Source organism: Nocardioides plantarum (assembly GCF_006346395.1).
Taxonomy (GTDB): domain Bacteria; phylum Actinomycetota; class Actinomycetes; order Propionibacteriales; family Nocardioidaceae; genus Nocardioides; species Nocardioides plantarum.
Genome location: NZ_VDMS01000004.1, coordinates 446,162 through 469,071, shown reverse-complemented (window position 1 = coordinate 469,071; position 22,910 = coordinate 446,162). Strand labels below are relative to the sequence as shown.

General features: G+C 72.3%; 25 protein-coding genes and 1 tRNA gene. 19 read left to right on the top strand and 7 right to left on the bottom strand.

All coding sequences use genetic code 11. From position 1 onward, the window contains the following. Positions 1-47 precede the first annotated feature (47 nt). The 4 genes from FJQ56_RS18420 (at position 48) to FJQ56_RS22265 (ending at position 1,387) form a co-directional block, all read left to right on the top strand. Entirely contained in the window at positions 48-311 is a 264-nt protein-coding gene (locus FJQ56_RS18420; protein ID WP_140011038.1) for a hypothetical protein, read from the top strand. A gap of 182 nt (positions 312-493) precedes the next feature. Then, positions 494-844, top strand: a complete 351-nt coding sequence (locus tag FJQ56_RS18415; RefSeq protein ID WP_140011037.1) for a WhiB family transcriptional regulator — start codon at positions 494-496, stop codon at positions 842-844. Continuing rightward, positions 841-1,077 (top strand): hypothetical protein, encoded by a 237-nt coding sequence (locus tag FJQ56_RS18410; protein WP_140011036.1) that lies wholly within the window; start codon positions 841-843, stop codon positions 1,075-1,077. Before FJQ56_RS18415 ends, FJQ56_RS18410 begins: the two co-directional genes overlap by 4 nt. A 148-nt stretch (positions 1,078-1,225) precedes the next feature. Then, positions 1,226-1,387: a hypothetical protein gene (locus FJQ56_RS22265; protein ID WP_170215464.1), complete on the top strand. Its 162-nt coding sequence runs from the start codon at positions 1,226-1,228 to the stop codon at positions 1,385-1,387. Between the two features lie 14 nt (positions 1,388-1,401). On the opposite strand, the gene FJQ56_RS18405 is transcribed toward FJQ56_RS22265, so the two are convergent. Both FJQ56_RS18405 and FJQ56_RS22260 read right to left on the bottom strand, forming a co-directional pair. Further along, positions 1,402-2,205, bottom strand: a complete 804-nt coding sequence (locus tag FJQ56_RS18405) for a hypothetical protein (RefSeq protein ID WP_140011035.1) — start codon at positions 2,203-2,205, stop codon at positions 1,402-1,404. 113 nt (positions 2,206-2,318) lie between these two features. Continuing rightward, a complete protein-coding gene (locus FJQ56_RS22260; RefSeq protein WP_091026547.1) occupies positions 2,319-2,477 on the bottom strand; it encodes a DUF5679 domain-containing protein in 159 nt (52 codons plus the stop codon). A gap of 155 nt (positions 2,478-2,632) precedes the next feature. On the opposite strand from FJQ56_RS22260, the gene FJQ56_RS18400 reads away from it, so the two are divergent. The 3 genes from FJQ56_RS18400 to FJQ56_RS18390 all read left to right on the top strand — a co-directional run bounded on the left by FJQ56_RS18400 (position 2,633) and on the right by FJQ56_RS18390 (position 5,369). After that, on the top strand, positions 2,633-3,424 hold the full coding sequence (locus tag FJQ56_RS18400) for an enoyl-CoA hydratase/isomerase family protein (RefSeq protein ID WP_140011034.1): 792 nt from the start codon (positions 2,633-2,635) through the stop codon (positions 3,422-3,424). A 349-nt stretch (positions 3,425-3,773) separates the two neighbouring features. Beyond that, positions 3,774-4,820, top strand: coding sequence for a PHP domain-containing protein (locus FJQ56_RS18395; protein ID WP_140011033.1), 1,047 nt, complete (start codon positions 3,774-3,776; stop codon positions 4,818-4,820). A 9-nt stretch (positions 4,821-4,829) separates the two neighbouring features. Then, positions 4,830-5,369, top strand: a complete 540-nt coding sequence (locus FJQ56_RS18390; protein WP_140011032.1) for a M48 metallopeptidase family protein — start codon at positions 4,830-4,832, stop codon at positions 5,367-5,369. On the opposite strand, the gene FJQ56_RS18385 is transcribed toward FJQ56_RS18390, so the two are convergent. Beyond that, positions 5,297-5,914 carry an NUDIX hydrolase gene (locus tag FJQ56_RS18385; RefSeq protein WP_140011031.1) on the bottom strand — a complete coding sequence of 206 codons (618 nt, stop codon included), beginning with the start codon at positions 5,912-5,914 and terminating at the stop codon, positions 5,297-5,299. The two genes, FJQ56_RS18390 and FJQ56_RS18385, sit on opposite strands and share 73 nt — an antisense overlap. Next, positions 5,911-7,287 carry a zinc-dependent metalloprotease gene (locus FJQ56_RS18380; protein ID WP_140011030.1) on the bottom strand — a complete coding sequence of 459 codons (1,377 nt, stop codon included), beginning with the start codon at positions 7,285-7,287 and terminating at the stop codon, positions 5,911-5,913. The genes FJQ56_RS18385 and FJQ56_RS18380 overlap by 4 nt, the downstream gene beginning before the upstream one ends. Before the next feature lie 35 nt (positions 7,288-7,322). Here FJQ56_RS18380 and FJQ56_RS18375 point away from each other — a divergent pair, with 35 nt between their 5' ends. The 9 genes from FJQ56_RS18375 (at position 7,323) to FJQ56_RS18335 (ending at position 18,556) form a co-directional block, all read left to right on the top strand. After that, positions 7,323-7,778, top strand: coding sequence for a molybdenum cofactor biosynthesis protein MoaE (locus tag FJQ56_RS18375; RefSeq protein ID WP_140011029.1), 456 nt, complete (start codon positions 7,323-7,325; stop codon positions 7,776-7,778). Positions 7,779-7,820: 42 nt separating this feature from the next. After that, the gene (locus tag FJQ56_RS18370) at positions 7,821-8,135 is read left to right on the top strand and encodes a hypothetical protein (RefSeq protein ID WP_140011028.1); all 315 of its coding nucleotides are present in this window, start codon (positions 7,821-7,823) and stop codon (positions 8,133-8,135) included. A gap of 66 nt (positions 8,136-8,201) precedes the next feature. Continuing rightward, positions 8,202-9,302, top strand: a complete 1,101-nt coding sequence (locus FJQ56_RS18365) for a YlbL family protein (RefSeq protein WP_140011027.1) — start codon at positions 8,202-8,204, stop codon at positions 9,300-9,302. Next, positions 9,299-9,988, top strand: coding sequence for a PPA1309 family protein (locus FJQ56_RS18360; protein ID WP_246084239.1), 690 nt, complete (start codon positions 9,299-9,301; stop codon positions 9,986-9,988). The genes FJQ56_RS18365 and FJQ56_RS18360 overlap by 4 nt, the downstream gene beginning before the upstream one ends. Continuing rightward, entirely contained in the window at positions 9,985-13,017 is a 3,033-nt protein-coding gene (locus tag FJQ56_RS18355) for a UPF0182 family membrane protein (RefSeq protein WP_140011026.1), read from the top strand. The genes FJQ56_RS18360 and FJQ56_RS18355 overlap by 4 nt, the downstream gene beginning before the upstream one ends. 79 nt (positions 13,018-13,096) lie before the next feature. Then, positions 13,097-13,170 (top strand) — tRNA-Met (locus FJQ56_RS18350). A gap of 205 nt (positions 13,171-13,375) precedes the next feature. Continuing rightward, the gene (locus tag FJQ56_RS18345) at positions 13,376-16,417 is read left to right on the top strand and encodes an Ig-like domain repeat protein (RefSeq protein ID WP_140011025.1); all 3,042 of its coding nucleotides are present in this window, start codon (positions 13,376-13,378) and stop codon (positions 16,415-16,417) included. 94 nt (positions 16,418-16,511) lie between these two features. Next, a complete protein-coding gene (locus tag FJQ56_RS18340; RefSeq protein ID WP_140011024.1) occupies positions 16,512-17,732 on the top strand; it encodes an acetyl-CoA hydrolase/transferase C-terminal domain-containing protein in 1,221 nt (406 codons plus the stop codon). Positions 17,733-17,782: 50 nt separating this feature from the next. Next, entirely contained in the window at positions 17,783-18,556 is a 774-nt protein-coding gene (locus FJQ56_RS18335) for an endo alpha-1,4 polygalactosaminidase (protein ID WP_140011023.1), read from the top strand. A 130-nt stretch (positions 18,557-18,686) separates the two neighbouring features. Here FJQ56_RS18335 and FJQ56_RS18330 read toward each other — a convergent pair whose 3' ends face one another. The 3 genes from FJQ56_RS18330 to FJQ56_RS18320 form a co-directional block, all read right to left on the bottom strand. Next, positions 18,687-18,908, bottom strand: a complete 222-nt coding sequence (locus FJQ56_RS18330) for a hypothetical protein (protein ID WP_140011022.1) — start codon at positions 18,906-18,908, stop codon at positions 18,687-18,689. A 69-nt stretch (positions 18,909-18,977) separates the two neighbouring features. Further along, entirely contained in the window at positions 18,978-19,415 is a 438-nt protein-coding gene (locus FJQ56_RS18325) for an SRPBCC family protein (RefSeq protein ID WP_140011021.1), read from the bottom strand. 85 nt (positions 19,416-19,500) lie between these two features. Continuing rightward, on the bottom strand, positions 19,501-20,037 hold the full coding sequence (locus FJQ56_RS18320) for a CGNR zinc finger domain-containing protein (protein ID WP_211351156.1): 537 nt from the start codon (positions 20,035-20,037) through the stop codon (positions 19,501-19,503). A 38-nt stretch (positions 20,038-20,075) separates the two neighbouring features. Here FJQ56_RS18320 and FJQ56_RS18315 point away from each other — a divergent pair, with 38 nt between their 5' ends. The 3 genes from FJQ56_RS18315 (at position 20,076) to FJQ56_RS18305 (ending at position 22,819) form a co-directional block, all read left to right on the top strand. Then, a complete protein-coding gene (locus tag FJQ56_RS18315; protein ID WP_140011020.1) occupies positions 20,076-21,065 on the top strand; it encodes an EamA family transporter in 990 nt (329 codons plus the stop codon). A 75-nt stretch (positions 21,066-21,140) separates the two neighbouring features. Next, positions 21,141-21,698, top strand: coding sequence for a SigE family RNA polymerase sigma factor (locus FJQ56_RS18310; RefSeq protein ID WP_140011019.1), 558 nt, complete (start codon positions 21,141-21,143; stop codon positions 21,696-21,698). Further along, a complete protein-coding gene (locus FJQ56_RS18305) occupies positions 21,698-22,819 on the top strand; it encodes a hypothetical protein (RefSeq protein WP_140011018.1) in 1,122 nt (373 codons plus the stop codon). Before FJQ56_RS18310 ends, FJQ56_RS18305 begins: the two co-directional genes overlap by 1 nt. Positions 22,820-22,910 lie beyond the last annotated feature (91 nt).

The window sequence follows — 22,910 nt, the reverse complement described above, 5'->3', positions numbered from 1 at the left end:
GGCCCTGACAAGGCCCGCGCCAGAAGATCCGAAGGAGGTGGCCCCTGATGGAGATCACCCAGAACATCCAGACGCCGAGCACGCTCGCCCCGAGCAGCGTTCGACCCGCGTCCGGCTTTGGCATGTCCTTCGACGGCCAGTCCTGCTTCGGCGTCCTCACCGAGGCGCGCACCACGTGGATCCCGGCCACCGGTCTCTCGACGACCGATGGTGCGGATGTCCGCAACCGCAAGGACCTGGCTGCCAAGGGACACGTGGCTATCGCCGCCTACGTCCCGGGTTACCCCGCCTGGAGTCCGCCGATCTGTTGAGCACCAACAGATGAGCTGCCTCCAGGCCGCGGAACCCGAACACCGGGATCCGCGGCCTTTCTGTTTCCCACGACGCTTTCGAGCAGCACCGCACAGGAAGCCAGGAGATGACCTGCAGCACCCAGCACCACCAGCACCACCCCTCAGCACCATCCGCGATCGAACAAGAAAGAGGTGACTCGATGACTACCAGCGTTCTCCAGCGCAGCGACGGCAAGCTGGTCGAGTTCCAGGCCAGCGCCGGCCCCAGCCTCGGCTACCTGCACGACGAGGCCGACCGGTTCGGGGCGGTCGACGAGACCCTGCTCCCGTGCCGGGGCAACGACCCCGAGCTCTGGTTCGCCGAGCTCCCGGCCGACGTCGAGTTCGCCAAGGCCCTGTGCCAGGACTGCCCCGTGCGGCAGGTCTGCCTCGGCGGCGCACTCGAGCGGCGCGAGCCGTGGGGCGTGTGGGGCGGTGAGCTGTTCCTCCAGGGAACCGTCATCCCCCGCAAGCGACCCCGAGGCCGACCCCGCAAGGACGCCGTCGCATGAGCCAGACCGTCGTGGCCGGCGCCACCAGCACCCCCATCCAGACCACCGAACCGAATCGGAGCACCACCGTGAACACCATGCACGAAGACCTCGCGCGCGCCCATATGGACGCGCGCCTGGGAGAGGCGCAGCAGCTGCGTGCGGGCCACCAGCTCGCCCGCGCCAGGCGCTTGAGCCGCAAGGCCGAGCGCGCCGCGCAGCAGGCCCGCCTCGCCCTCGCTCGCGTTCTGTAGGACCTTCGGAGCCGTCACCTCCGGAACACCCATGATCGCGGGTGGACGCACCACAACTACACAGGTACGACCGACCGGAAGGCCGGGCCCGACACCCGTCGGGCCCGGCCTTCCCGGTCGTGGTGGGTGGGGTCCGTAGCCTGTCGAGATGACCGTGACCTGCGACCTGTGCGGCCTCCAGGCCGAGGAGGCCGATGCGCTGTCCTGGACCACCAGCACCGAGCACCAGCGGTTCCGGCGCTACTGCGACGCCTGCTCGCGCCGGCACCTGCGGGCGATGGAGGGCAAGCTCGACTCGGAGCACTGGTAGCCGAGGCAAGGCCGTCAGTAGGGGAGCACGTCCCAGGCGCAGCCGCAGTGCGGATGTCGCTGCCACGTGCGGACGACGGGGGCGATGCCGTCGAGGTCGACCGTGCCCGACCAGGTCAGCGGGCGCCGACCGTCGAGGAACGTCACGACCTCGCGTGCCGCCCAGGCGAGAGCGAGCGACACCAGGGCCGGGTCGAGCGGTCGCGCCGGCAACGCCGCGAGCTGCTCGACGACCAGCGTACGGCGCGGGTCGCGCGCGGCCTCGGCGGCGTCGACGCACCGCTGGCAGGCGGTGGTGCCGGGCTCGACGAGCGGACCCAGCCGCAGGCTGCCGGGGCTGCCCGTGCCGGCCAGCAGCAGGTGTGGCGCGCCCTCGCCGATCCAGCCGTCGAGGCTGGAGCGCGACACCGGACGCGGGCTGCCCAGCACGAACAGGTCGGGCGGGTGGCCGCCGGCCGCGGGGCGGACCCCGCTGCGCGCGAGCAGGGCCCGCAGCGGGTCGAGCCCGAGCCCGAGGTCGACCAGGGTGACGGTCCCGGTCACGCGCGGTGATCGGGACGACGAGGGTGGTGGGTCCTGGGTGTCGACGAGCAGACCGGCGCGACGCAGGGCGGCCAGGGTCGTGACCGCCTCGTGGGTCGTGACCGACGGCGGGCGGCCACGCTCGAGGTCGTCGAGCAGGGCCAGCAGGTCGGGGCGGCGGCGTACGAGCACGCGGGCCGGCGGGTCGAGCCCGACCTGGACGTGGTCGTCGTCGCGGGGGACCACGTGCACGCCCGGGGCGAGCCTGGGGGTGTCCGCGGTCGGGGTCCTGGCCATCTCGAGACCCTCGCACGGTGACCGTGGGGCCCGTCGGCGTCATCCACAGGCGGCGGGAAAAGCGCGCCGACCCGCCGCGCAGGCGACGGGTCGGCGAGAAGATCCGGTGTGGCTCAGGCCTTGCCGAGGATCCGGTTGAGGTTGGTGCTGCACACGGGGCACACGGCCTTGGCCATGCGGGTGCCCTTGTCGTTGACGCGGACCTCGCCCTCCGCCTCGCGCTTCTCCTTGCACTTCACGCAGTAGAACTCACCGCTCCAGGTCTCCGCCATGACGGCCTCCTTGCCCTTGATCTGTCTGGGTAGCCACGGCGGGGGACATCAGGGAAGCCCGCCCGGGGACCCGCGCACCGCGGGGCCGTCTCGACCCTACGACACCCTGTCGGGGCCCGTCGGCAGGCGCCCGGCGCGCCGTTATCGTGCTCGGCATGCCCGAACTCGCCCACCTGCGCCTCGAACGCCCCTCCGCCGGGGTCGCGCTGCTGGTCCTCGACAACCCCGACCAGCGCAACGCCATGTCGCCGCAGATGACCGAGTCGTGGGTGGCCGCGATCGACGAGCTGGCCGCGGACCCGTCCGTGCGGGCGGTCGTCGTGACCGGCGAGGGCCGGGCCTTCTGCTCCGGAGGCGACACCAGCTGGATCGCCGGCGAGCCCGACGCGAGCGTCGACCGCCTGCGCTCGCGGATGCTCCCGTTCTACCGCGCCTGGTTGTCCGTACGACGCCTCGAGGTGCCGACCATCGCGGCCATCAACGGGGCGGCGATCGGTGCCGGGTTGTGCCTGCCCCTCGCGCTCGACCTCCGGTACGCCGCGCGCGGGGCCATGCTGGGGGTGCCGTTCCTCAAGCTCGGCATGCACCCGGGCATGGCCGGGACCTACCTGCTGCCCGAGGTGGTCGGTGAGGCCGCCGCGCGCGACCTGCTGCTGACCGGCCGCCTGGTCGAGGCCGATGAGGCCCTGGCCCTCGGCCTGGTCTCGCGGGTCGTCGCGCCCGAGGCGCTGCTCGACACCGCGCTCGAGGCCGCCGCGGGCATCGCGGCGACCGCGCCCGTCGCCAGCCGCTTGACCACCCTGGCGCTGAGGCAGCGGCACGCCTCGCTCGAGGCGGCCCTGCAGTGGGAGGCCCTCGCCCAGCCGGTGACGTTGGCCACCGAGGACCTGCAGGAGGGGATCCGGGCCGCCCGCGAGAAGCGGCCGCCGAGGTTCGAGGGGCGCTGACAGCCACCCGGTCGGCCTTCTGGGACGGTCACCGCACGACCTGCGCGACACCGAGAACGAGGAGGGCCCCCGCACCGGCTCACGACACGTGCCTTCCCCTTGCGCGTGTCGCTCGCCGGCCCGGGGGCCGTCTGTGGCACACCGTAGGGTCGCCACGAGGGGTGGTCAATCCCGGCCCACCCGACCCTGTGGACAACGTTGTGGACAAAGCTGTGGATGACGCGCAGAACCGTGGAGACACGCCGGGGCAGCCTGTGGAACCTGTGTGCACAAGAGCCGCGTTCCAAGCCGCTACCAGCGCCGTGACCTGCACCGATGCTCGTCCACTGCCTGTGGAGGACAGACACCCGTGACCGACGAGTACGACGCCGGCCCGGTGGCCGCACTGCGACGGATCGCGTTCCTGCTGGAGCGCCACCGTGAGGACACCTACAAGGTCAAGGCCTTCCGCAACGCGGCCGCCGCGATCCTGCCCCTGGGCGAGGACGCGGTGGCCCGGGCGGTGGACGACGGCTCGCTCACCGACGTCCCCGGCGTCGGGGCGAGCACGGCCGCGGTGATCGCGTCCGCCGTGCGCGGCGAGCTGCCGGACCGGCTGGCGCAGCTGGAGAGCACCCACGCCGCCCCGCTCACCGCCGGCGGCGCCGAGCTGCGTGCCGCGCTGCGCGGTGACTGCCACTCCCACTCCGACTGGAGTGACGGCGGGTCGCCGATCGAGGAGATGGCGATGACGGCCATCGAGCTCGGCCACGACTACCTGGTGCTCACCGACCACTCGCCCCGCCTCAAGATCGCCCGCGGGCTGAGCGTCGAGCGGCTGCGACGTCAGCTCGACGTCGTCGACGCCGTCAACCAGCACCTCGGCGGCGCGGGCGGCGACGGGTTCGCCCTGCTGCGTGGCATCGAGGTCGACATCCTCGACGACGGCTCGCTCGACCAGACCGACGAGATGCTGGACCGTCTCGACGTCCGCGTCGCCAGCGTCCACTCCAAGCTGGCGATGGACGCCACCCCCATGACCCGACGGATGATCGGTGCGGTCACCAACCCACGGACCAACGTGCTGGGTCACTGCACCGGCCGGATGGTCACCGGCAACCGGGGCACCCGGGCGCAGTCGACGTTCGACGCCCGGGCGGTGTTCGAGGCGTGCGCCGAGCACGACGTCGCGGTCGAGATCAACGCGCGACCCGAGCGCTGCGACCCGCCGGACGACCTGCTCGCCCTGGCCCGTGACGCGGGGTGCCTGTTCTCGATCGACTCCGACGCCCATGCGCCGGGGCAGCTCGACTTCCTGGTCCTGGGGTGCGAGCGCGCCGAGGATGCCGGTATCGAGGCCGACCGGATCGTCAACACGTGGCCGCGTCAGCGACTCCTGGAGTGGGCCGCGAGTTAGTTTGACCCCATGACCGGCTCCGACGACGTCGAGGTGCGCCGTTCCAAGCGGCGCCGGCGCACCGTCTCGGCCTACCGCGACGGTGAGCGGATCGTCGTCCTCATCCCGGCGGCGTTCAGCGCCGCCGACGAGGCGGAGTGGGTCGCGACGATGGTGGCCCGCATCGCGCGCTCGGAGGCCAGGGCCGAGATCACCGACGACGACCTGCTCCTCCGGGCCCAGCGGCTCAGCGACGAGCACCTCGGTGGACTGGCGACCCCGGGGTCGGTGCGCTGGGTCAGCAACCAGCACACGCGGTGGGGCTCCTGCACCCCGGTCGATCGCACGATCCGGCTGTCGGAGCGGCTCAAGACGATGCCGGGATGGGTGGTCGACTACGTGATCGTCCACGAGCTGGCCCACCTCATCGAGCCGGGTCACGACGCCCGGTTCTGGGCGTGGGTCGACCGCTACCCGCGCACCGAGCGGGCCAAGGGCTACCTGCTGGGCTGGTCGGCGGCCGCGGAGATCACGCCGCCCTCGGAGTTCGAGCCCGCCGACAGCGACTGAGCGCGCCGGGCCAGCCCCACCAGCTCGACGAGGTCGGGTTCGGGCAGGTCGTCGACCGGCCACCACCGGACGTCGAGCGACTCCTCGCTCACCTGCGGTACGGCGGCGGGCGGCGCGACCGCGACGAACCGCACGTCGAGGTGGTGGACGACCGGCCCGTCGTCCGCCTGGCCGCCGCCACCACAGAAGGGGACGGCGTGCTCGTCGAGGTGGACCGGTGCGGGTCGCAGCCGCAGGCTCGGCAGACCCGACTCCTCGGTCGCCTCGCGCAGGGCCGCCCCGGCCAGCGTGAGGTCGTCGACCTCAGGGTGCCCGCCGAGCTGGAACCATCGGCGCGCCTTGGCGTGCAGGGTCAGCAGCACGTGGGACCGGTCGTGGGAGAGCACGACGGTGCTGGCGGTGAGGTGGTCGGGCCGGCAGGCGCGGGTCATCGCGTCAGGGTGGGACTCCAGGTGGGTGACGTAGCGGTCGCGCAGCGCGGCCTGGCCGGGAGTCGGCGGTGCCCACGCTCGCAGGGTGGCGAGCGCGTCGGCGTGCAGGCTCACTCCGGAGGGTTGCCGGTCTCGTCGGTCTTGTCGGTCGGGTCGTCGCCGTCGAGCAGCCTGCGCAGCTCGGTGTCGAAGGCGTCCTCGTCGAGCTCGACGGGGGCGGCAGCCTCCTCGCGGAACCCGAGCGGGTCGTCGAGGTCGGCGGAGGTCGGCAGCAGGTGGGGGTGCAGCCAGACGCCGTCGCGGGCCTCGGTGCCCTGGCGGGTACGCAGCGAGGCCCACAGGGTCGAGGCGTCGCGCAGCCGGCGCGGGCGGAGCTCGAGCCCGACCAGTGCGGCGAAGGTCTGCTCGGCCGGACCACCGGCAGCGCGGCGGCGGCGTACGGCCTCCTGGAGCTTGGCGGCCGCGGGCATCCGCTGGGCCGTGGCCTGGCCGACGACCTCGTCGACCCAGCCCTCCACCAGGGCCAGGGCGATCTCGAGACGCTCGAGCGCGGCGGTCTGGGCGGGGGACTGGGGCAGGTCGAACAGCCCGCCCTCGAGGATCTGCTGCATCGACCCGGGGCTCGACGGGTCGACGCCGCGCAGCTGCTCCTCCATCCGGCGCTGGAGGCTCTCGGGGTTGATCTCGACCCCGCGGGCGTAGTCGGTCACGGCACCGAGGAGGTGGTCGCGCAACCACGGCACGTGGCTGAAGAGGCGGTGGTGGGCGGCCTCGCGCAGCGCCAGGTAGAGCAGGACGTCGGCCTCGTCGAGGCCGAGTCCCTCGGCGAACGCGGTGACGTTGGTAGTGACCAGGGCGGCCTTGCCCGGGGCGGCGAGGGGGAGCCCGACGTCGGAGGCCGTGAGGACCTCGCCGGCGAGCTCGCCCAGCCCGGATCCGACCTGGGTCGCGAGCATCGCGCCGACGGCCTTGCCGAGGATGCCGATCAGCGGCCCGGCCTGGGCCGCGGCCTCGGGGGGCAGCGCGCCGCTGAGGCCGTTGACCGACTGCTCGGCGACGGGCTCGACCAGGACCTTCCAGACGTCGAGGGTGCCGACGACCCACTCGGCGCGGCTCCACGCAGCGCTCGAGACGACGCCGGAGGGGAACTCGGTGGCCTCGTCGAGCCAGTGGTCGGCCAGCCGGACGGCGTCGGCGACGGCGTCGGCCTGCTTGGTGCTCGGTGTGGGGTCGGGGCTCTGCGCCACGCCCTTGCGGGCCAGGTCGGCGGCCACGTCCCAGTTGAGGGGGCCGTCGTAGGGCTGCATCAGTGACTGCAGCTGGCCGAACAGGGCACCGAGGTCGGGCATGCCGCCCCCACCCGGGCCGCCCAGCCCCAGGCTGCCGAGGTCGAAGCCGCCGAGCCCACCCTGCCCACCGGCGAAGAGGTGCTCGAACGGCGTGCCCTTGAACGGGTTGGGCTGCTCGTCGTCGGGCTTGTCGCTCATGCCTCCACGGTACGCCGCACGCATAGGGTGCCCACGTGACCTCCAGCGTGACCTCCAGCACCGGATCCCACGGCCCCGTCCGGCTCGTCGAGATCCGCGACACCCCGCTCGTCGTCGACGACGTCCTGGCCAGCCTCGACGAGGACGTCGACGGTGGCGTGACCCTGTTCGTCGGCAAGGTGCGCGACCACGATGGTGGTCGCGCGGTCCGCGGGCTCGACTACTCCGCCCACCCCAGCGCCCTGGACCGGCTGCGCGAGGTCTGCGAGCAGGTGGCCGCGCGCCACGACGTGCACGGGGTCTCGGCGATCCACCGGGTCGGGCTGCTGTCGATCGGCGACCTCGCCGTCGTCGTCGGGACGGCGGCCGCGCACCGCGGCACCGCCTTCGAGGCCTCGCGCGACCTGATCGACACCCTCAAGAACGAGGTGCCGATCTGGAAGCACCAGGTGTTCGCCGACGGCACCGACGAGTGGGTCGGCACGCCGTAGGACGTCCCGGGGAACGACGCTGCCGCGACCTACCCTCGAGGGATGGTCCTGCTCTGGCTCGTGCCCACGGTCGTCGTGACGGTCGTCGCGATGCTCTGGGTCGGGTGGGCCGGCCGCGAGGGCCGTGGCGAGGTCGACCGCGAGGTCGCGCTGCGTCGCGTGGCCCGGGCCCTCGACCCGTCCCCGCGTCGCCGGGTCCTGTCGCGCAGCCGACGTCGTCCGCTGCCGTCGTACGTCGCCCCGGCACGCCGTGAGCGCAGCACCGGGGTGGCCGTCCGCCCCTCGCGCCCGGCCACGCGCCCGGCCACGGCCCCGACCCCGGTGGTCCCGACCGAGCAGCAGCGCCGCGCCTCCTGAGTCGTCGCGTGTCGTCGGCCACGACCCGTCCGGGATCGATTGGGGTCGGATGAGAGGCTGTGGCCCATGAGTCAGCGTCTGGTCGCCGCCCTGGTCGCGGCGCCGTTGATCGTCGCGCTGTTCGTCTACGCGCTGCTCAACCCGTTGCCCTACGCGACCTACCAGCCCGGCACGACGGTCGACGTCCTGGGCTCGGACCCCGACAACGGGGGAGCGGAGGTCATCCAGGTCGCCGGGCACAAGACCTACCGCGACGACGGGCAGCTGCGGATGACGACGGTGCGCGTCTCGCCGCCCGCGCCGCCCGGAGGGGACGAGGGCGAGAACCTCTTCGGCCTGCTCGGCGTGTGGTTCGACGGCGACAACGCGGTGTTGCCCTACGACGACGTGCACGAGCCGGACGACACCCCGGAGAAGAGTCGCGCAGAGGGACAGGTCCAGATGACCACCTCGCAGGACGCGGCGATCGAGGTGGCGCTGTCCGAGATGGGCATCGACGTGCCCCAGGTGATCCAGGTGGGTGCCCTGATCAAGGGCCTGCCGGCGAGCAAGGTGCTCGAGGTCGGCGACGTCATCCGCACCGTCGACGGGACGTCGGTCGACGACGCGGACAAGCTCGTGGACCTGATCACGACCCGGCCGGCCGGCAAGCCCCTGACCATCGGGATCACCCGCTCCGGCAAGGATCGCGACGTCGCGATCACCCCGGTGGCCCAGGGTGGCCGCACGCTCATCGGCATCACCCCCGTGGTCGCCGACTACGACTTCCCGTTCGAGGTCAAGATCAACATCAGCCCGCAGATCGGCGGGCCCAGCGCCGGACTGATCTTCTCGCTGGCGGTCTACGACACGCTGACCAAGGGGTCCCTCACCGGCGGCCACGAGATCGCCGGCACGGGCGAGATAGCGCCCGACGGCACCGTCGGGCCGATCGGCGGGATCCAGCAGAAGATCGCCGGAGCCCGCGAGGACGGTGCCGACCTCTTCATCGTCCCGATCGACAACTGCGACGAGGCGCTGGGCGCCGACAACGGCGACATGCGCCTGATGATGGCCCAGACGATGCACGACGTCCGCACCTCCCTCGAGGCGTACGCCGCCGACGAGGACGCCCCGCTCCCGTCCTGCCAGGACGCCGACAAGATCCTGAAGAAGGCGGCGCGATGAGCGACCCCGACCCCGACCTGCTGCCCGACTCGGAGACCGAGCCCGAGACCGAGCTCGAGACCGGTGAGGACGTGCTGACGGCCGACCCGCGCTGGGGCGACCTCGACGCCGACCCCGCGCTGGCCAGTGCGGTGATCGAGATCGAGCGGCACCTCGCCGGCGAGGGCTGGGACCAGCCCGCGCGCCTCTACGCGCTGGTCGACACCGCCGCCCTCGCGGCCCAGGAGCCGGCCCTCGCGGCCGCCATGGGCCTCGACACCGAGGCCGAGCAGGGCTCGCTCTCGGCGGTCGAGCAGGAGGCCCTCGACCCGGCGAGGCCCCTCGAGCAGGTCCTGGAGTCGATCGTCTGGCCGCCGGCCGTGACCGGCTGCGCGGTGATGGTCGAGCGCCTGGTGCTGCCGCCCGGGTCCGACGACGACCTGCCCGACGACGTCGAGGCCGCCCAGGCGTTCGCCCGCGACCACCCCGACCGTCAGGAGGTGCGCATCGTCGCCGGCGCGACGCGCACCGGCTCGACCTACTGCGCCCTGCGCCTGCGGGCCCACGACGAGGACACCTCGGTCGTCGGCGGCCTCGACCTGGTGCCGGGGCTGATCGAGCTGGTCCGCGCCACGCTCACCGACGACCCGACCGACGACCCGACCGACGACCTGCACGACGACCACGAGAAGGACGAGACGCCGTGAGCGAGCTCTTCGACGACGACCCCCGGGCGACCGCGCCCTCCCGCACCGGCGGTGGCCGTTCCCGGGCCCTGGTGATCACCGCGGTGGCGCTGCTGGTCGTGATCTTCGCCCTGACCGCGTTCGCCAAGATCTACACCGACCGCCTCTGGTACCAGTCGGCCGGCTACGGGCAGGTCTTCTCGACGATGCTCTGGACCAAGGTCGTGCTGTTCCTGGTGTTCGGGGTCCTGCTCGGTGGGGCCGTGGCGCTCAACATCTACCTCGCCTACCGTTTCCGGCCGCTGTTCCGGCCGACGTCGCGCGAGCAGTCCAACCTCGACCGCTACCGCGACGTGGTCACCCCGATCCGCACCTGGCTGCTGATCGGCATCGTTGTCCTCGTGGGCGCTTTCGCCGGAGCCTCGGGCCTGAGCCACTGGCGCACCTACCTGCTGTGGCGCAACGGCCCCGACGTCCAGGCCACCGACGCCTACTTCGACAAGAGCATCGGGTTCTACCTCTTCGACCTGCCGTGGTGGCACTTCGTCGTCGACTTCACGATGGCGACGATGGTGATGGCACTGATCGCGGCGATCGTCACCCACTACCTCTACGGCGGCATCCGGCTGCAGGTCACCCGCGACCGGCTCTCGGGCTCGGCGCAGGCCCAGCTCTCGGTGCTGCTCGGGCTCTTCGTGCTGGCCAAGGGGGTCGACTACTACCTCGACCGCTTCGACCTGGTGACGCAGAAGAACCGGCTCTTCACCGGCATGAACTACACGGGCGAGAACGCCGTGCTGCCGGCCAAGAACATCCTGATGGCCGTCGCCGTGATCTGCGCGGTGCTGTTCTTCCTCAACGTGTGGCGCCGTACCTGGCAGCTGCCGTCGGTCGGTCTCGCGCTGCTGGCGCTCTCGGCGGTGCTGATCGGGATGATCTTCCCGGCCGTCGTCCAGCAGTTCCAGGTCAAGCCGTCCGAGGCCGACAAGGAGGAGCCCTACATCAAGGCCAACATCGACGCGACCCGTCAGGCCTACGACATCGGCGACGTCGAGACCGAGCCGTTCTCGCCGACCAACGCCAACCCTGGGATCGAGCAGCTGATCTCCGACACGAGCTCGGTCCCGTCGGTCGACCCCAAGCTGCTGTCCCCGGCGTTCGAGAACCTCCAGCAGCGTCTCGGCTACTACTCGGTCCCCCCGGTGCTCGACGTCGACCGCTACGAGGTCGACGGCACCCAGCGCGCGCTCGTGCTCGGGGCCCGAGAGCTCCAGCAGAGCTCGCTGGCCTCCGATGCCCGCAACTGGTCCAACCTGCACACCGTCTACACCCACGGCAACGGCATCATCGCGGCCTACGCCAACCAGCGCGACAGCGGCGACGACGTCTCGGGCGCCTCCAACTCCAACGAGTCGGGCCAGCCGCAGTGGGCCCAGGGGCTCGGCGGGCAGGACGACCTCACCGCCGAGCTCGGCGACTACGAGTCGCGCATCTACTACGGCGAGCAGAGCCCCGACTACTCGGTGGTCGGCGGCGACAACAACGTCGAGCTCAACCTCCCGGTGCCGGGCTCCGACCTCGGCGAGCGGACGACGTACGGCGCCGACGGCGACGCCTCGGTCGGCAGCACGTTCAACCAGCTGATGTTCGCGCTCAAGTTCGGGGAGCCCAACTTCCTGCTCTCGGGTCGCGTCAACGGCGACTCCAAGGTGCTGTTCGAGCGCAAGCCACAGGAGCGCGTCGAGAAGGTCGCCCCCTGGCTGACCGTCGACTCCGACGCCTACCCGGTGATCGTGCCGGGGCAGGACGGCAAGAAGGGGCGCATCCTGTGGGTCCTCGACGGCTACACGACGACCGACCGCTACCCCAACGCGCAGCGCGAGTCGTTCGAGTCGATGATCGACGATGCCCTGCAGGTCAACACCGGCCTGCAGACCGTGCCGACCGACGAGGTCAACTACATCCGCAACGCCGTCAAGGCGACCGTGGACGCCTACACCGGCGAGGTCACGCTCTACGCGTGGGACGAGAACGACCCGATCCTGCAGGCGTGGCGCGAGGTCTTCCCCGGCAGCGTCCTGGACGCCGACCAGATGCCCGAGGGCCTGCGCGAGCACCTGCGCTACCCCGAGGACCTCTTCAAGGTGCAGCGCTACCAGTACGCCCGCTACCACGTCACCGACGCGGGGGACTGGTACGCCAACAACGACCGGTGGGAGGTGGCCCGCGACCCTGAGGTCACCAGCCGCTTCCAGGCGCCGTACCGGCTGTTCATCGACGGAGACCAGGCCCAGGACTTCGCCCTCACCTCGGTCTACGTGCCGTACAAGCGTGGCAACCTGGCCTCGGTCGTGTCGGTCAACTCCGACGCGACCAGCGACGACTACGGCCGCTTCGAGGTCCGGGAGCTGAGCAACGCCAACAAGGACTCCGAGAGCGACCAGACCTCGGGCCCGGGCCAGGTGGCCAACGACTTCGCCAACGACGACGGCATCAACGACACGCTGACGTCGCTGCAGATCAACGCCAAGGTCACCTTCGGCAACATGCTCACGTTCCCGGTCGGCAGCTCGATCATGTACGTCCAGCCGGTCTACGCGCAGAACAAGCAGGCCGACACGACCAGCTATCCCGAGCTGCGCTACGTCCTGGTCAAGTACGGCAACACCGACCGCTACATCGGCTTCGGGACCAATCTGGAGGCGGCGATCCGCAACACGTTCGCCGGCACCGACCCCGGGGCCACTCCGCCGCCCTCGAACGAACCGGGCAACCCGCCGTCGGGCGGGCAGACGCTCCAGCAGCAGCTCGACGCCGCGCTCGACGTCGCCATCCAGGCCTTCAAGGATGCCGACACCGCCCGCGACGCCGGCAAGTTCGAGACCTACCTGGCCGAGATCGACAAGGCCCAGGCCGCGCTCGAGGACGTCGCGGCCTTCCGGGCGCGGATCGACGGCGGGGAACCGGGGGACGAGGTGCCGACCGAGACACCGTCCGCCACTCCCAGCGACGAGCCGTCCGCCGGGGCCACGGAGACCCCCGCGGGCTGACCGGGCCCGGCCGACGGGCCCGGTGGGGCACCCCGATTTGAGTCCCACCGAGCCCGTCCGGTAACGTTCTGTTCACCGGCGCGGGGTGGAGCAGCTCGGTAGCTCGCTGGGCTCATAACCCAGAGGTCGTAGGTTCAAATCCTACCCCCGCTACAAGACACAAGGCCCGATCTGCAGAGATGCAGATCGGGCCTTGTTGCGTCGGTGGGCACGGCCGCCCGCGCTGTGCGGTGCCCGTCGAGACACTTCCGCTAGACCAGTTGCATTGTTTTGTCGCATTCGCAGACAAAAGTCCCGGAGTCGGCCCCATCATGGGGCGTCGTGTGATCGTCGTCACCACCTCCGGAAGGAAGTCTCCGTGTCCTCAACCCTCAGCACGCGCGCACCGCGAGGGCGCCGTGCGCGCCACCTGCTCGCCGCCGGGCTCGCCCTGACCCTCGGCGTCGGGGCCGTCCAGACCGCCTCCGCGGCGTCGGCCTCTGCTGCCGACTCGGGTGCCGGCCACGAGCGCGCCGCGGTCGGGACCGTCTACGAGGCCGAGGACCAGGTCCTGACGGGCGTCACGAAGCAGACCGAGCACGCCGGGTACAGCGGCACGGGCTACGTGGGCGGGTTCGGGGCCACCGGCAACAGCGTGCTCACCACGGTCACCGCCGCCGCGACCGCGACGTACGACCTCGACGTCCGCTACGCCAACGGCGGCGGCACCAAGACGCTGACGCTGGTGGTCAACGGCACCGAGCGCCAGCTCACGCTGCCCGGCACGGGCGGCTGGGCCAACTACGGGACCCTGCCGACCCGCATCGACCTGACCGACGGCGCCAACGTCGTCGAGCTGCGGCGCAACGCAGCCGACAGCGGCAGCCTCAACCTCGACCGCCTCAAGGTCGTCCCGCAGATCGGCACCCGCTACCAGGCCGAGGACGCGGCGCTCACCAACGGCGCCGCGGTGTCGACGGAGCACGCCGGGTTCACCGGCACCGGCTTCGTCGGTGGCTACTGGAACGAGGGGGCGACCACGACGTTCGCCGTACCGGCCGACGAGGCCGGGGAGAGCCCCGCCGTGCTGCGCTACGGAGCCGGACCCAACCCGTTCAACGGTGCGAAGCGGGTGACCCTGGTCGTCAACGGGGCCTCCCAGCCGATCATCCTGCCGGGGTTCGACACCTGGAAGGACTGGGGCGAGTTCCCCCTCTCCCTGCCGCTGCGTGCCGGCGCCAACGAGGTCGCGATCCGCTTCGCCCCCGGTGACGACGGCAACGTCAACATCGACCACCTCGACGTGGGTGCCCCGGTGCCGCCGACGTGCGACGAGACGATCGTGGCCGACGACGCCTTCGACGGCGACGAGCTCGACCGCTGCCGGTGGACGACGATCCTCAACGAGTCCGCGGACGGCTACCGCGTCGCCGACGGTGCCCTCGAGATCGACGCCCGCGACGGTGACCTGAGCGGCGGCGTCGCCAACGCGCGCAACGTCGTCCTGCAGCCGGCGCCGACCACCGATGCCTGGATGACCGAGACCGCCGTCTCCCTCGACGGCACCGACAACTACCTCCAGGCCGGGCTGGTCCTGTGGGGCAACGCCGCCAACTTCGCCAAGATCATGGTGATGCGCACGCCGGCCGACGGCTGGACCGTCGAGCTCGGCAAGGTCACCGACGGCAAGCACCAGTACGCCGACTCCGCCGCCCTGCCCACCGGTGCCCAGGACGACGTCCGGCTGCGCCTGTGGGCCGACGCCGGTCGTCTGCGCGGTTCCTACTCGCTCGACGACGGCGCCACCTGGACCGTGATCGGTGCGGAGTACGGCACCGAGGGCCTCACCAGCCCCTACGTCGGGCTCGGCGCGTTCAACGGCACCGGCGCGGAGACCGCTCGCTTCGACGAGTTCACCGTCGGGGCCCCGGTCCGCGTCGACTCCACCGTCACCGTGTCCGCCACACCCGCCTCGGTCGCCGTCGGCGAGCCCTCGGCGGTCACCGTCCAGGTCGCCGCACCCGGCGCCACGCCTACCGGCGACGTGACCCTGTACGACGGCCCCGTGGTCGTCGGCTCCGGCCCCCTGACCGACGGCAGCGCGACCTTCCAGGTCGGCCCCTACACCGCGGCGGGCGACCACCCGCTCAGCGCCACCTACGCCGGTGACACCGCCGTGGCGGGCTCGACCGGCACCGGCTCGCTGGTCGTGGTCGCGAACCCCGACCCCGTCGAGTCCACGGTCACCGTCTCGGCAGCGCCCAGCACCGTGCCGGTCGGGTCGTCCTCGATCCTCACGGTGCGGGTCGCGGCCCCGGGCATCACGCCCACCGGACAGGTCAGCGTGCGCGCGGGTGACGAGGTGATCGGGTCGGCCGACCTGAACGACGGCACCGCCACCTTCCAGGTCGGGCCGTACGCGAGCGCCGGCGTCCGCACCTACACCGCGACGTACCTGGGCAACGACGACGTGGCCGGCTCGACCGGCACCGGCTCGCTGACGGTGACCGCCGCTGACCCGCAGACGATCGCCTCCGTGGTGACCGTCACGGCGGCGCCCGGCAGCGTGCAGGTCGGCGGGTCCGCGACGATCACCGTCGCGGTCTCGGCCGAGGGCGCCACGCCCACCGGCAAGGTGACCCTGCGCGAGAGCGGCGTGTTCGTCGGATCGGGCAACCTGGTCGACGGCACCGTGTCGTTCGAGGACGGGCCGTTCTCCAGCCCCGGCACCCGCACCTACACCGCGACGTACGACGGCGACGACACCGTGGCCGGCTCGACCGGCACCGGCTCGCTGAGCGTGACGGCGGTGCCGGACCCCGAGCCGGTCGCCTCGACGGTCACCGTCGTGGCCAGCCCCGGCACGGTGCAGGTCGGCCAGCGGGCCGCCGTCACCGTCACCGTCGCCGCGGACGGCACCACGCCCGCCGGCGCGGTCACCCTGCGCGACAACGGCCGGGTCCTCGCGACCGGGACCCTCAGGAGCGGCAAGGCCACCTTCACGGTCGGGCCCTACGCCGGCGCGGCCACGCACACCTTCATGGCGACGTACGCCGGCAGCGCCTCGGTCGCCGCCGGGTCCGGCACCGCTCGCCTGGTGGTCAAGGCCGCGCCGCGCCCCGCGATCAAGGTCCGGTCCAAGGTCGTCGACGCCGTGGCCGACCGCAGCACCGGCCGGATCAAGATCGAGTGCGTGCCCGCCGGGGTGCGCTGCGTGGGTCCCGTCGAGCTGCGGGCCGGCGGCAAGCTGCTCGGCCTGGGACGCATCGACGTCGCCGGTGGGCGCACGTCGAACGTCGTGATCCGGCTGTCGGCACGGGCCAAGGCCGCGCTGGCCAAGCAGCCCAGCCTGCGCGCCAACCTCACCGTCACGCTCAAGGGTGGCGGCGAGAAGAGGATCCTGGCGACGCTCAAGCGCTGATCCAGCCGATTCACCGACGCACAGCGAGGGTGCCGCCCGGTGGGTGGCACCCTCGCTGCGTCGGTGGCGGGGTGCGGCTGGTGTCATGGGTGCCATGGACCTGACCACGGCGCTGCGTCGCCTGCCGCCGGACCCCCGCGTGCTGGTGAGCGGCAACCACGCGACGCCGTGGCACACGCTGTCGCTGGTCGACGCCGCGCTCGACTCCTACCGGCTCTGGGCGCTCAACGGTCAGCGCGGGCTGCCGGACCGGGCGGGCGTCGTCCTCGAGACGTCGTTCGTGGGTCCGGGCATGCGGGGGAGCCCGCGGTTGAGCTACGTGCCGTCGCGGCTGTCGTTGGTGCCGCTCCTGCTGAGCACGACCCAGGTGCCCGACCTGGTGCTGCTGCACACGACGCGGCCCCGCGGCGGACGGGTGTCGCTCGGCATCGAGGTCAACGTGCTGCCGGCCGCCGTCGACGCCGTACGACGGCGCGGCGGCCTGGTCGTGGCCCAGGTCAACGACCGGCTGCCCTGGACGTTCGGCGACGCCGAGGTCGACCTCGACCTCGTCGACGTGCTCGTCGAGGCCGACGAGCCGCTGCCGGTCCCGGTGCACGTCCCGGTCGACGAGGCGGCGGCGGCGATCGGGGCGCTGGTGGCCGAGCGGGTCCCGGACGGCGCCACGCTGCAGGCGGGGATCGGTGCGGTGCCCGACGCAACGATGCACGGGCTCGTGGGGCGGCGGGGGCTGAAGGTGTGGACGGAGATGTTCTCCGACTCCGTCCTGGCCCTGGAGAAGGCGGGCGCCCTGGACCGGTCGGCCCCGGTCGTCGCCTCGTTCCTGTTCGGCTCCGACGAGCTGCTCGACTGGGTCGACGGCAACGAGCGGATCCGGATGGTGCGCACCGAGGTCACCAACGACCCCGCGCGCATCGCCGCCAACCCGGCGATGGTGAGCGTCAACACGGCTCTGCAGGTCGACCTGTTCGGGCAGGCCAACGCCTCGCGGATCCGGGCGCGCATCCACTCCGGCTTCGGCGGGCAGACCGACTTCATCGTCGGTGCACTGCACAGCCCGGGCGGACAGGCCGTCATCGCGCTGCGCTCCTGGCACCCGCGGGCCGACGTGTCGACCATCGTGCCGATGGTGGAGGAGCCGGTGACGTCGTTCCAGATGAGCGCGGTGGTGACCGAGCAGGGCGTTGCGGAGATGTTCGGCCGTGACCAGACGACCCAGGCCGTCAACCTGATCGAGCACGCGGCGCACCCCGACGTACGAGAGGAGCTGCGCGAGGAGGGAGTCGCCCTCGGGCTGCTGCCGGTGACCGGCTGAGCGGCGGCTCCGCCGAGCCGCCGGTGCGACCGGGTGCGTACCGTGGCGGTGTGCGTCGTCTCCTGGGTCTGCTCCTCGTGTCCGTGCTGCTCGTCCCGATCGGAGGCGGTACGGCGTACGCCCGGGTGGAGCCCATGCCGCGCGGCACCGACGCCGACTACCAGCTCGGCGGCGAGGACTCGGTGCCCGCGCACGTCGGCATCGTGGCGCGCGACCGCACCGAGCGCTCGGTCGGCGGGAAGTACAACATCTGCTACGTCAACGGCTTCCAGACCCAGCCCAACGAGAAGCGGTTCTGGCAGCACCGGAGCCACCGCGACCTGGTGCTGCGCAAGAACGGCAAGCCGGTGGTCGACGAGAACTGGGGGGAGTGGCTGCTCGACATCCGCACCCCGGCCAAGCGCAAGCGGATCGCCTCGATCATGGGCCGATGGGTCGCCGGCTGCGCCAAGCACGGCTTCCAGGCCGTGGAGTTCGACAACCTCGACTCCTACACGCGGTCCCGGTGGCTGATCGAGCGCGCCGACGCCGTCGCGTTCGCCCGGCTGCTGGTGCGCGAGGCGCACTCGGCCGGACTGGCCGCCGCCCAGAAGAACCTCGCCGACCTCGACGGCACCCGGCTCGGGTTCGACCTCGCGGTGGCCGAGTCGTGCGCGGAGTTCGCCGAGTGCTGGCGCTACGCGCGCTACTACGGCAGCCAGGTGGTCATGGTGGAGTACCGCCGGGCCGACTTCGACAAGGGCTGTGACCGGTACGGCCGGACCCACCCGATCGTCCTGCGCGACCTCGACCTCAGCCCGTCGTACACGCCCAGGTTCTGCTGACCGGTCGTCGGGCGATCCTCAGCTGCCGTCGGGCCCGTGGCCCTTGCGGTGCGGGTCGCGGAGCATGCGGACGCCGAGCCAGGCGGCCAGCGGGATGCCGATCACGAGGATCAGCACCACCACCCACGCCTCAGGCAAGGACGTCACCGGCGTCGGCGTCACCGGCGTCGGCCTCGATCGCCGCGACCAGGGCCGAGACCTGGTGGTCGCCGAGCGTGATGCCGGCCTCGTCGAGGCCCTTGCGGAGCTCGGACTCGACCGTGCCCTCGGTGGCGCCGTCCTGGTAGGAGGAGACGCGGTCGACGACCGCCTGGATCGCGGTGACCTGGTCAGGATCGATCGTGGAAGCCATGGGTCCTGTGTAGTCGAGCCGCGCGTCCGGGACGGACACCTCCCGGGGTGAGTGCCCGGCGGCGACGCGTCACGCAGGAAGGCCGTCGAGGACCTCGGTCATCTGCTTCTCGGTCTTGGTGCCGATGCGCTCGAAGAGCAGCTTGAGCAGCGGCTCGCCGAGCTTGCCGGCACCCTTGGGCTCGATCACGGCGTCATAGGTGATCTCGCTGCCGCCGCCCTTGGCCTGCACGGTGATGGTGTCGGTGGTCGAGGCCGAGTCGTTCTCGCCCCGGAAGACGAGCCGGCCGGGCGTGAGGGTCTCGAGGGTGTAGGTCAGCTCGGTGGTCACGCCGGCGATCTTGGAGACGTTGTGCCAGCGGGTGCCGACGCGGATCTCGCCGGGCGACTCCTGGGTGCACTTCTCCGTGCCCGGGTCCCATGCCTCGGCGTGGGCGAAGTCCTTGAGGTAGTCGATGACGACGGCAGGCTCGGGCTGGACGAGGAAGGTACGGCTCACGGTGGTCATGACTCGACGCTAGGTAGACCGCCCGGCGACCGGCTCACCCGGGCGGCTGACCGGGGCTGGTCGGGGCTGGTCGGGGAGGGCCGGCTCAGCCCGCGGACTGGCGGGCGCGGTAGGCCGCGACGGCGTTGCGGTTGCCGCAGGCGGTGGAGCAGAAGCGCCGCGACCGGTTGCGGGACAGGTCGAGGACGACGCCCTCGCAGTCGTCGTCGGCGCAGACCCCGAGGCGGGACATCTCGTCGGCGCGGATGACGTCGATCATCGACATCGCCGTCTCGACCCGGATGCGTGCCGCCCAGGTCGCGTCGGGGGCGACCGCGTGGAGGTGCCAGTCGAACTCGTCGTGGCGCTCGAGCCGGGGGACCGCACGCTCCTCGGCCAGCATCCGGTTGACCAGGGTGACGGCGTCGTCGCGCTCGGCGGTGAGCAGGGTGCGCAGCTCGTCACGCAGGGCGAGCACGGCGCCGAGCTCGGCGTCGTCGCGGTCGTGACGCCCGGTGTAGGCGTAGGCGGTGAAGAAGTCCGACAGCTCGTCGACGGTGCTGATCGTCACTGGCTCGAGGGCGCTGTTGGCGAGCACGACCGCAGCCTGCAGGGCCATCTCGACGTCATGGGCGAATACCACGTTGACAGATTACAGCACCGGACCTACGGTCATGAGCCATGACCTCTTTGGCTGATGACGCCGCCCGGACCGGCGGCTCGACCTCCCGCCGTACGCCGGCCGTGTCCGGGCTCGCACTGGCGCTCACCTCGGCGGTCACCTTCGGGCTCTCCGGCGCCCTGGCCCGCCCGCTGCTCGACGCCGGCTGGACCGCCGGGTCGGTCGTCCTGTGCCGGATCGCCATCGGCGCCCTGGTCGTGGTGCCCTTCGGCGTGCGGGCGCTGGGCGGGCGATGGCACCTCGTGCGCGCCAACGCCGGGCTGATCGTCCTCTACGGACTGCTGGCCGTCGCCGGCGCCCAGTTCGGCTACTTCTCCGCGGTCGCGCACATGGAGGTCGGGCCCGCCCTCCTCATCGAGTACACCGCGCCCGCCGCGGTCGTCGTCTGGTTCTGGCTGCGCCACGGACAGCGCCCCGGTGCGGTCACCCTGGGCGGGGCGGCGCTCTGCGCCCTGGGTCTCGTTCTCGTGCTCGACCTGCTGTCGGGTGCCGACCTCAGCACCACCGGCGTGCTGTGGGCCCTGACGGCGATGGTCGGCTGCGCGACGTACTTCATCATCAACGGCGACGACTCCACCGGGCTGCCGCCGATCACGCTGGCCGCCGGCGGCCTGCTCGTCGGCGCCGTGGCCCTGGCCCTGCTCGGCGTCGTGGGGCTGATGCCGATGCGCGCGACGTCGGTCCAGGTCGCCTACGCCGGGACGAGCGTCGACTGGTGGCTGCCGATGCTGGCGCTCGGCCTGGTCACCGCGGCCATCGCCTACGTCACCGGGATCGCCGCCGCGCGCCGGCTGGGCTCGCGGCTGGCCTCGTTCGTGGCCCTCAGCGAGGTCGTCGCCGGGGTGCTCTGGGCGTGGCTGCTGCTCGACCAGCTGCCGGCCGCCGTCCAGCTGCTCGGGGGAGTGCTGATCCTGCTCGGGGTGGTCGGGGTCAAGCTCGGCGAGCGGGACGTGCTCGCCGGGGCGGACGAGCCCGAGGTCAGGGTCTGAGGGGTCGTCCGAGAAACCTCCGCCTGAGTGCAACACAGGCCCGCACCCGGGCGTGTGTTGTGCGTGGATGTGAGGATGACCGATCGCGGCCCCGGCTCTCCGGACGCGCGCGCCACCCTCGGCCCGGACGCGCCGACCTTCGAGGACTGGGTCGAGGTGCGGTTCGCCAGGCTGGTGCGCTTCGCCTACCTGGTCACCGGGTCGCAGCAGGCTGCTGACGACGCCGTGCAGACGGCACTCGCCCAGGCCTGCGCGAGATGGTCGAGGGTCGGGCGTACCGATGACCCGGACGTCTACGTCCGCCGGATGGTGGTCAACGCCCACGTGTCGGCCTGGCGCCGGAGCGGCCGTCGCGAGCTGAGCGTCGCGGAGGTCCGTGACGGCGCGTCGAGCGTCGGCGGAGACCCGGGCGACGACGTGGCCCGTGACGACGCCGTGTGGCGGGTCTGCCTCGCGCTGCCGCCCCGTCAGCGGGCCGCGGTGGTGCTCCGGTTCTACGAGGACCTCGACTACCCCGAGATCGCACGCGTCCTCGACGTCGCGGAGGCGACCGTGCGCTCGCACGTGCACCGCGGGCTGACGGCGATGCGCCTCGAGCTCACCCATGACCCCGACAACTCCGAGGAGCACTGATGGACGACGACGAGCTCGAGCAGGTCGTGCGGACCGACCTGGCGAAGCAGGCCGCCCGGGCGCAGGTCGACACGCTGGTGGTCTCGCGAGCCAGGGGCCAGGCACGCAGGCGGCGTACGACGAGGGTGAGTGTGCTCGGTGCCGCCGCGGCGGTCGTCGCCGTGGCGGGGGTGCTGGTGGCCGTGGTCGACCGGGACGAGACCCGCCCACCGTCGGCGACGGACTCCGCGGCGACGGACCCGACCCAGTCGCCCCCGGCCCCCGCGGACTCCGCGGCGACGGACCCGACCCAGTCGCCCCCGGCCCCCCTGACCGGACCGGTCCGCACCGAGTACTGGCGCGGGGTGCAGGTCGACGTGCCGGCCGACTGGGGTTACGGCAACCCGGTCGCGTGTGGCGACGCGCCCGTGGGTGAGTCCTACGTCGGACGCCCGATCACGACGACCGACGTCTGCGGTGTCTTCGACCCGGACACCACCCCGACGGCGCCGTACCTGTGGTTCGACGTTCCCGACGTGGCTGTCGGCACCGTCGACCTCGGCGGGGGCTGGGAGCGCACGACCATCGAGCAGGCGGGTGTGCGAGTCAGCGTGGCGGCCCACGATCCCGGCCTTGCCGCGAGCATCCTGGGCACCGCCACGGCCGGCGACCTGTGCTCTCCGACGATGGCCTCCGTGCCCGACCCTCGCTACGACAACACGGTCGAGGGCAACGGACCCTTCGTGCGTGCGCGACTGTGCGCGTACGAGGCCACGGAGGCCGGCACGTACGAGCTGCACTACGCGGCCTCCATCGGCCGGAGCGACTTCGAGACCACGTTCGACGAGGTCGACCAGGCGCCCGTCGCCGAGTCGTGCGGGCGCACCTCGTCCGAGGTCGTCGTGCTGACCGGCGGCTATGCGGATCCCTACGGCCCGGCCCATGAGGTCGCCCTCGAGCGGGACGTCGTCTACCGGCTGAGCTGCGGCGTGGTGAGCGTCGCCCACCCGTTCGACCGGGCACCCTCGAGCCGCCGGGTCACCGCGGCGACCGTGCCCTGGGCGGGCCCGGAGTTCGAGCGGCTGCTCACCGGCCCGCCGGAGGCCTGGGCCTACGACCGGTTCATCGGTGTCCAGGGGTGACGCACCCCATGGTGGGCCCGGGTGGGTCGGCTGCGGTGGTCTCGAGGCTCGTCGCTGGGGCTCCTCGCACCTCGACCGACGTGGTGTCGGG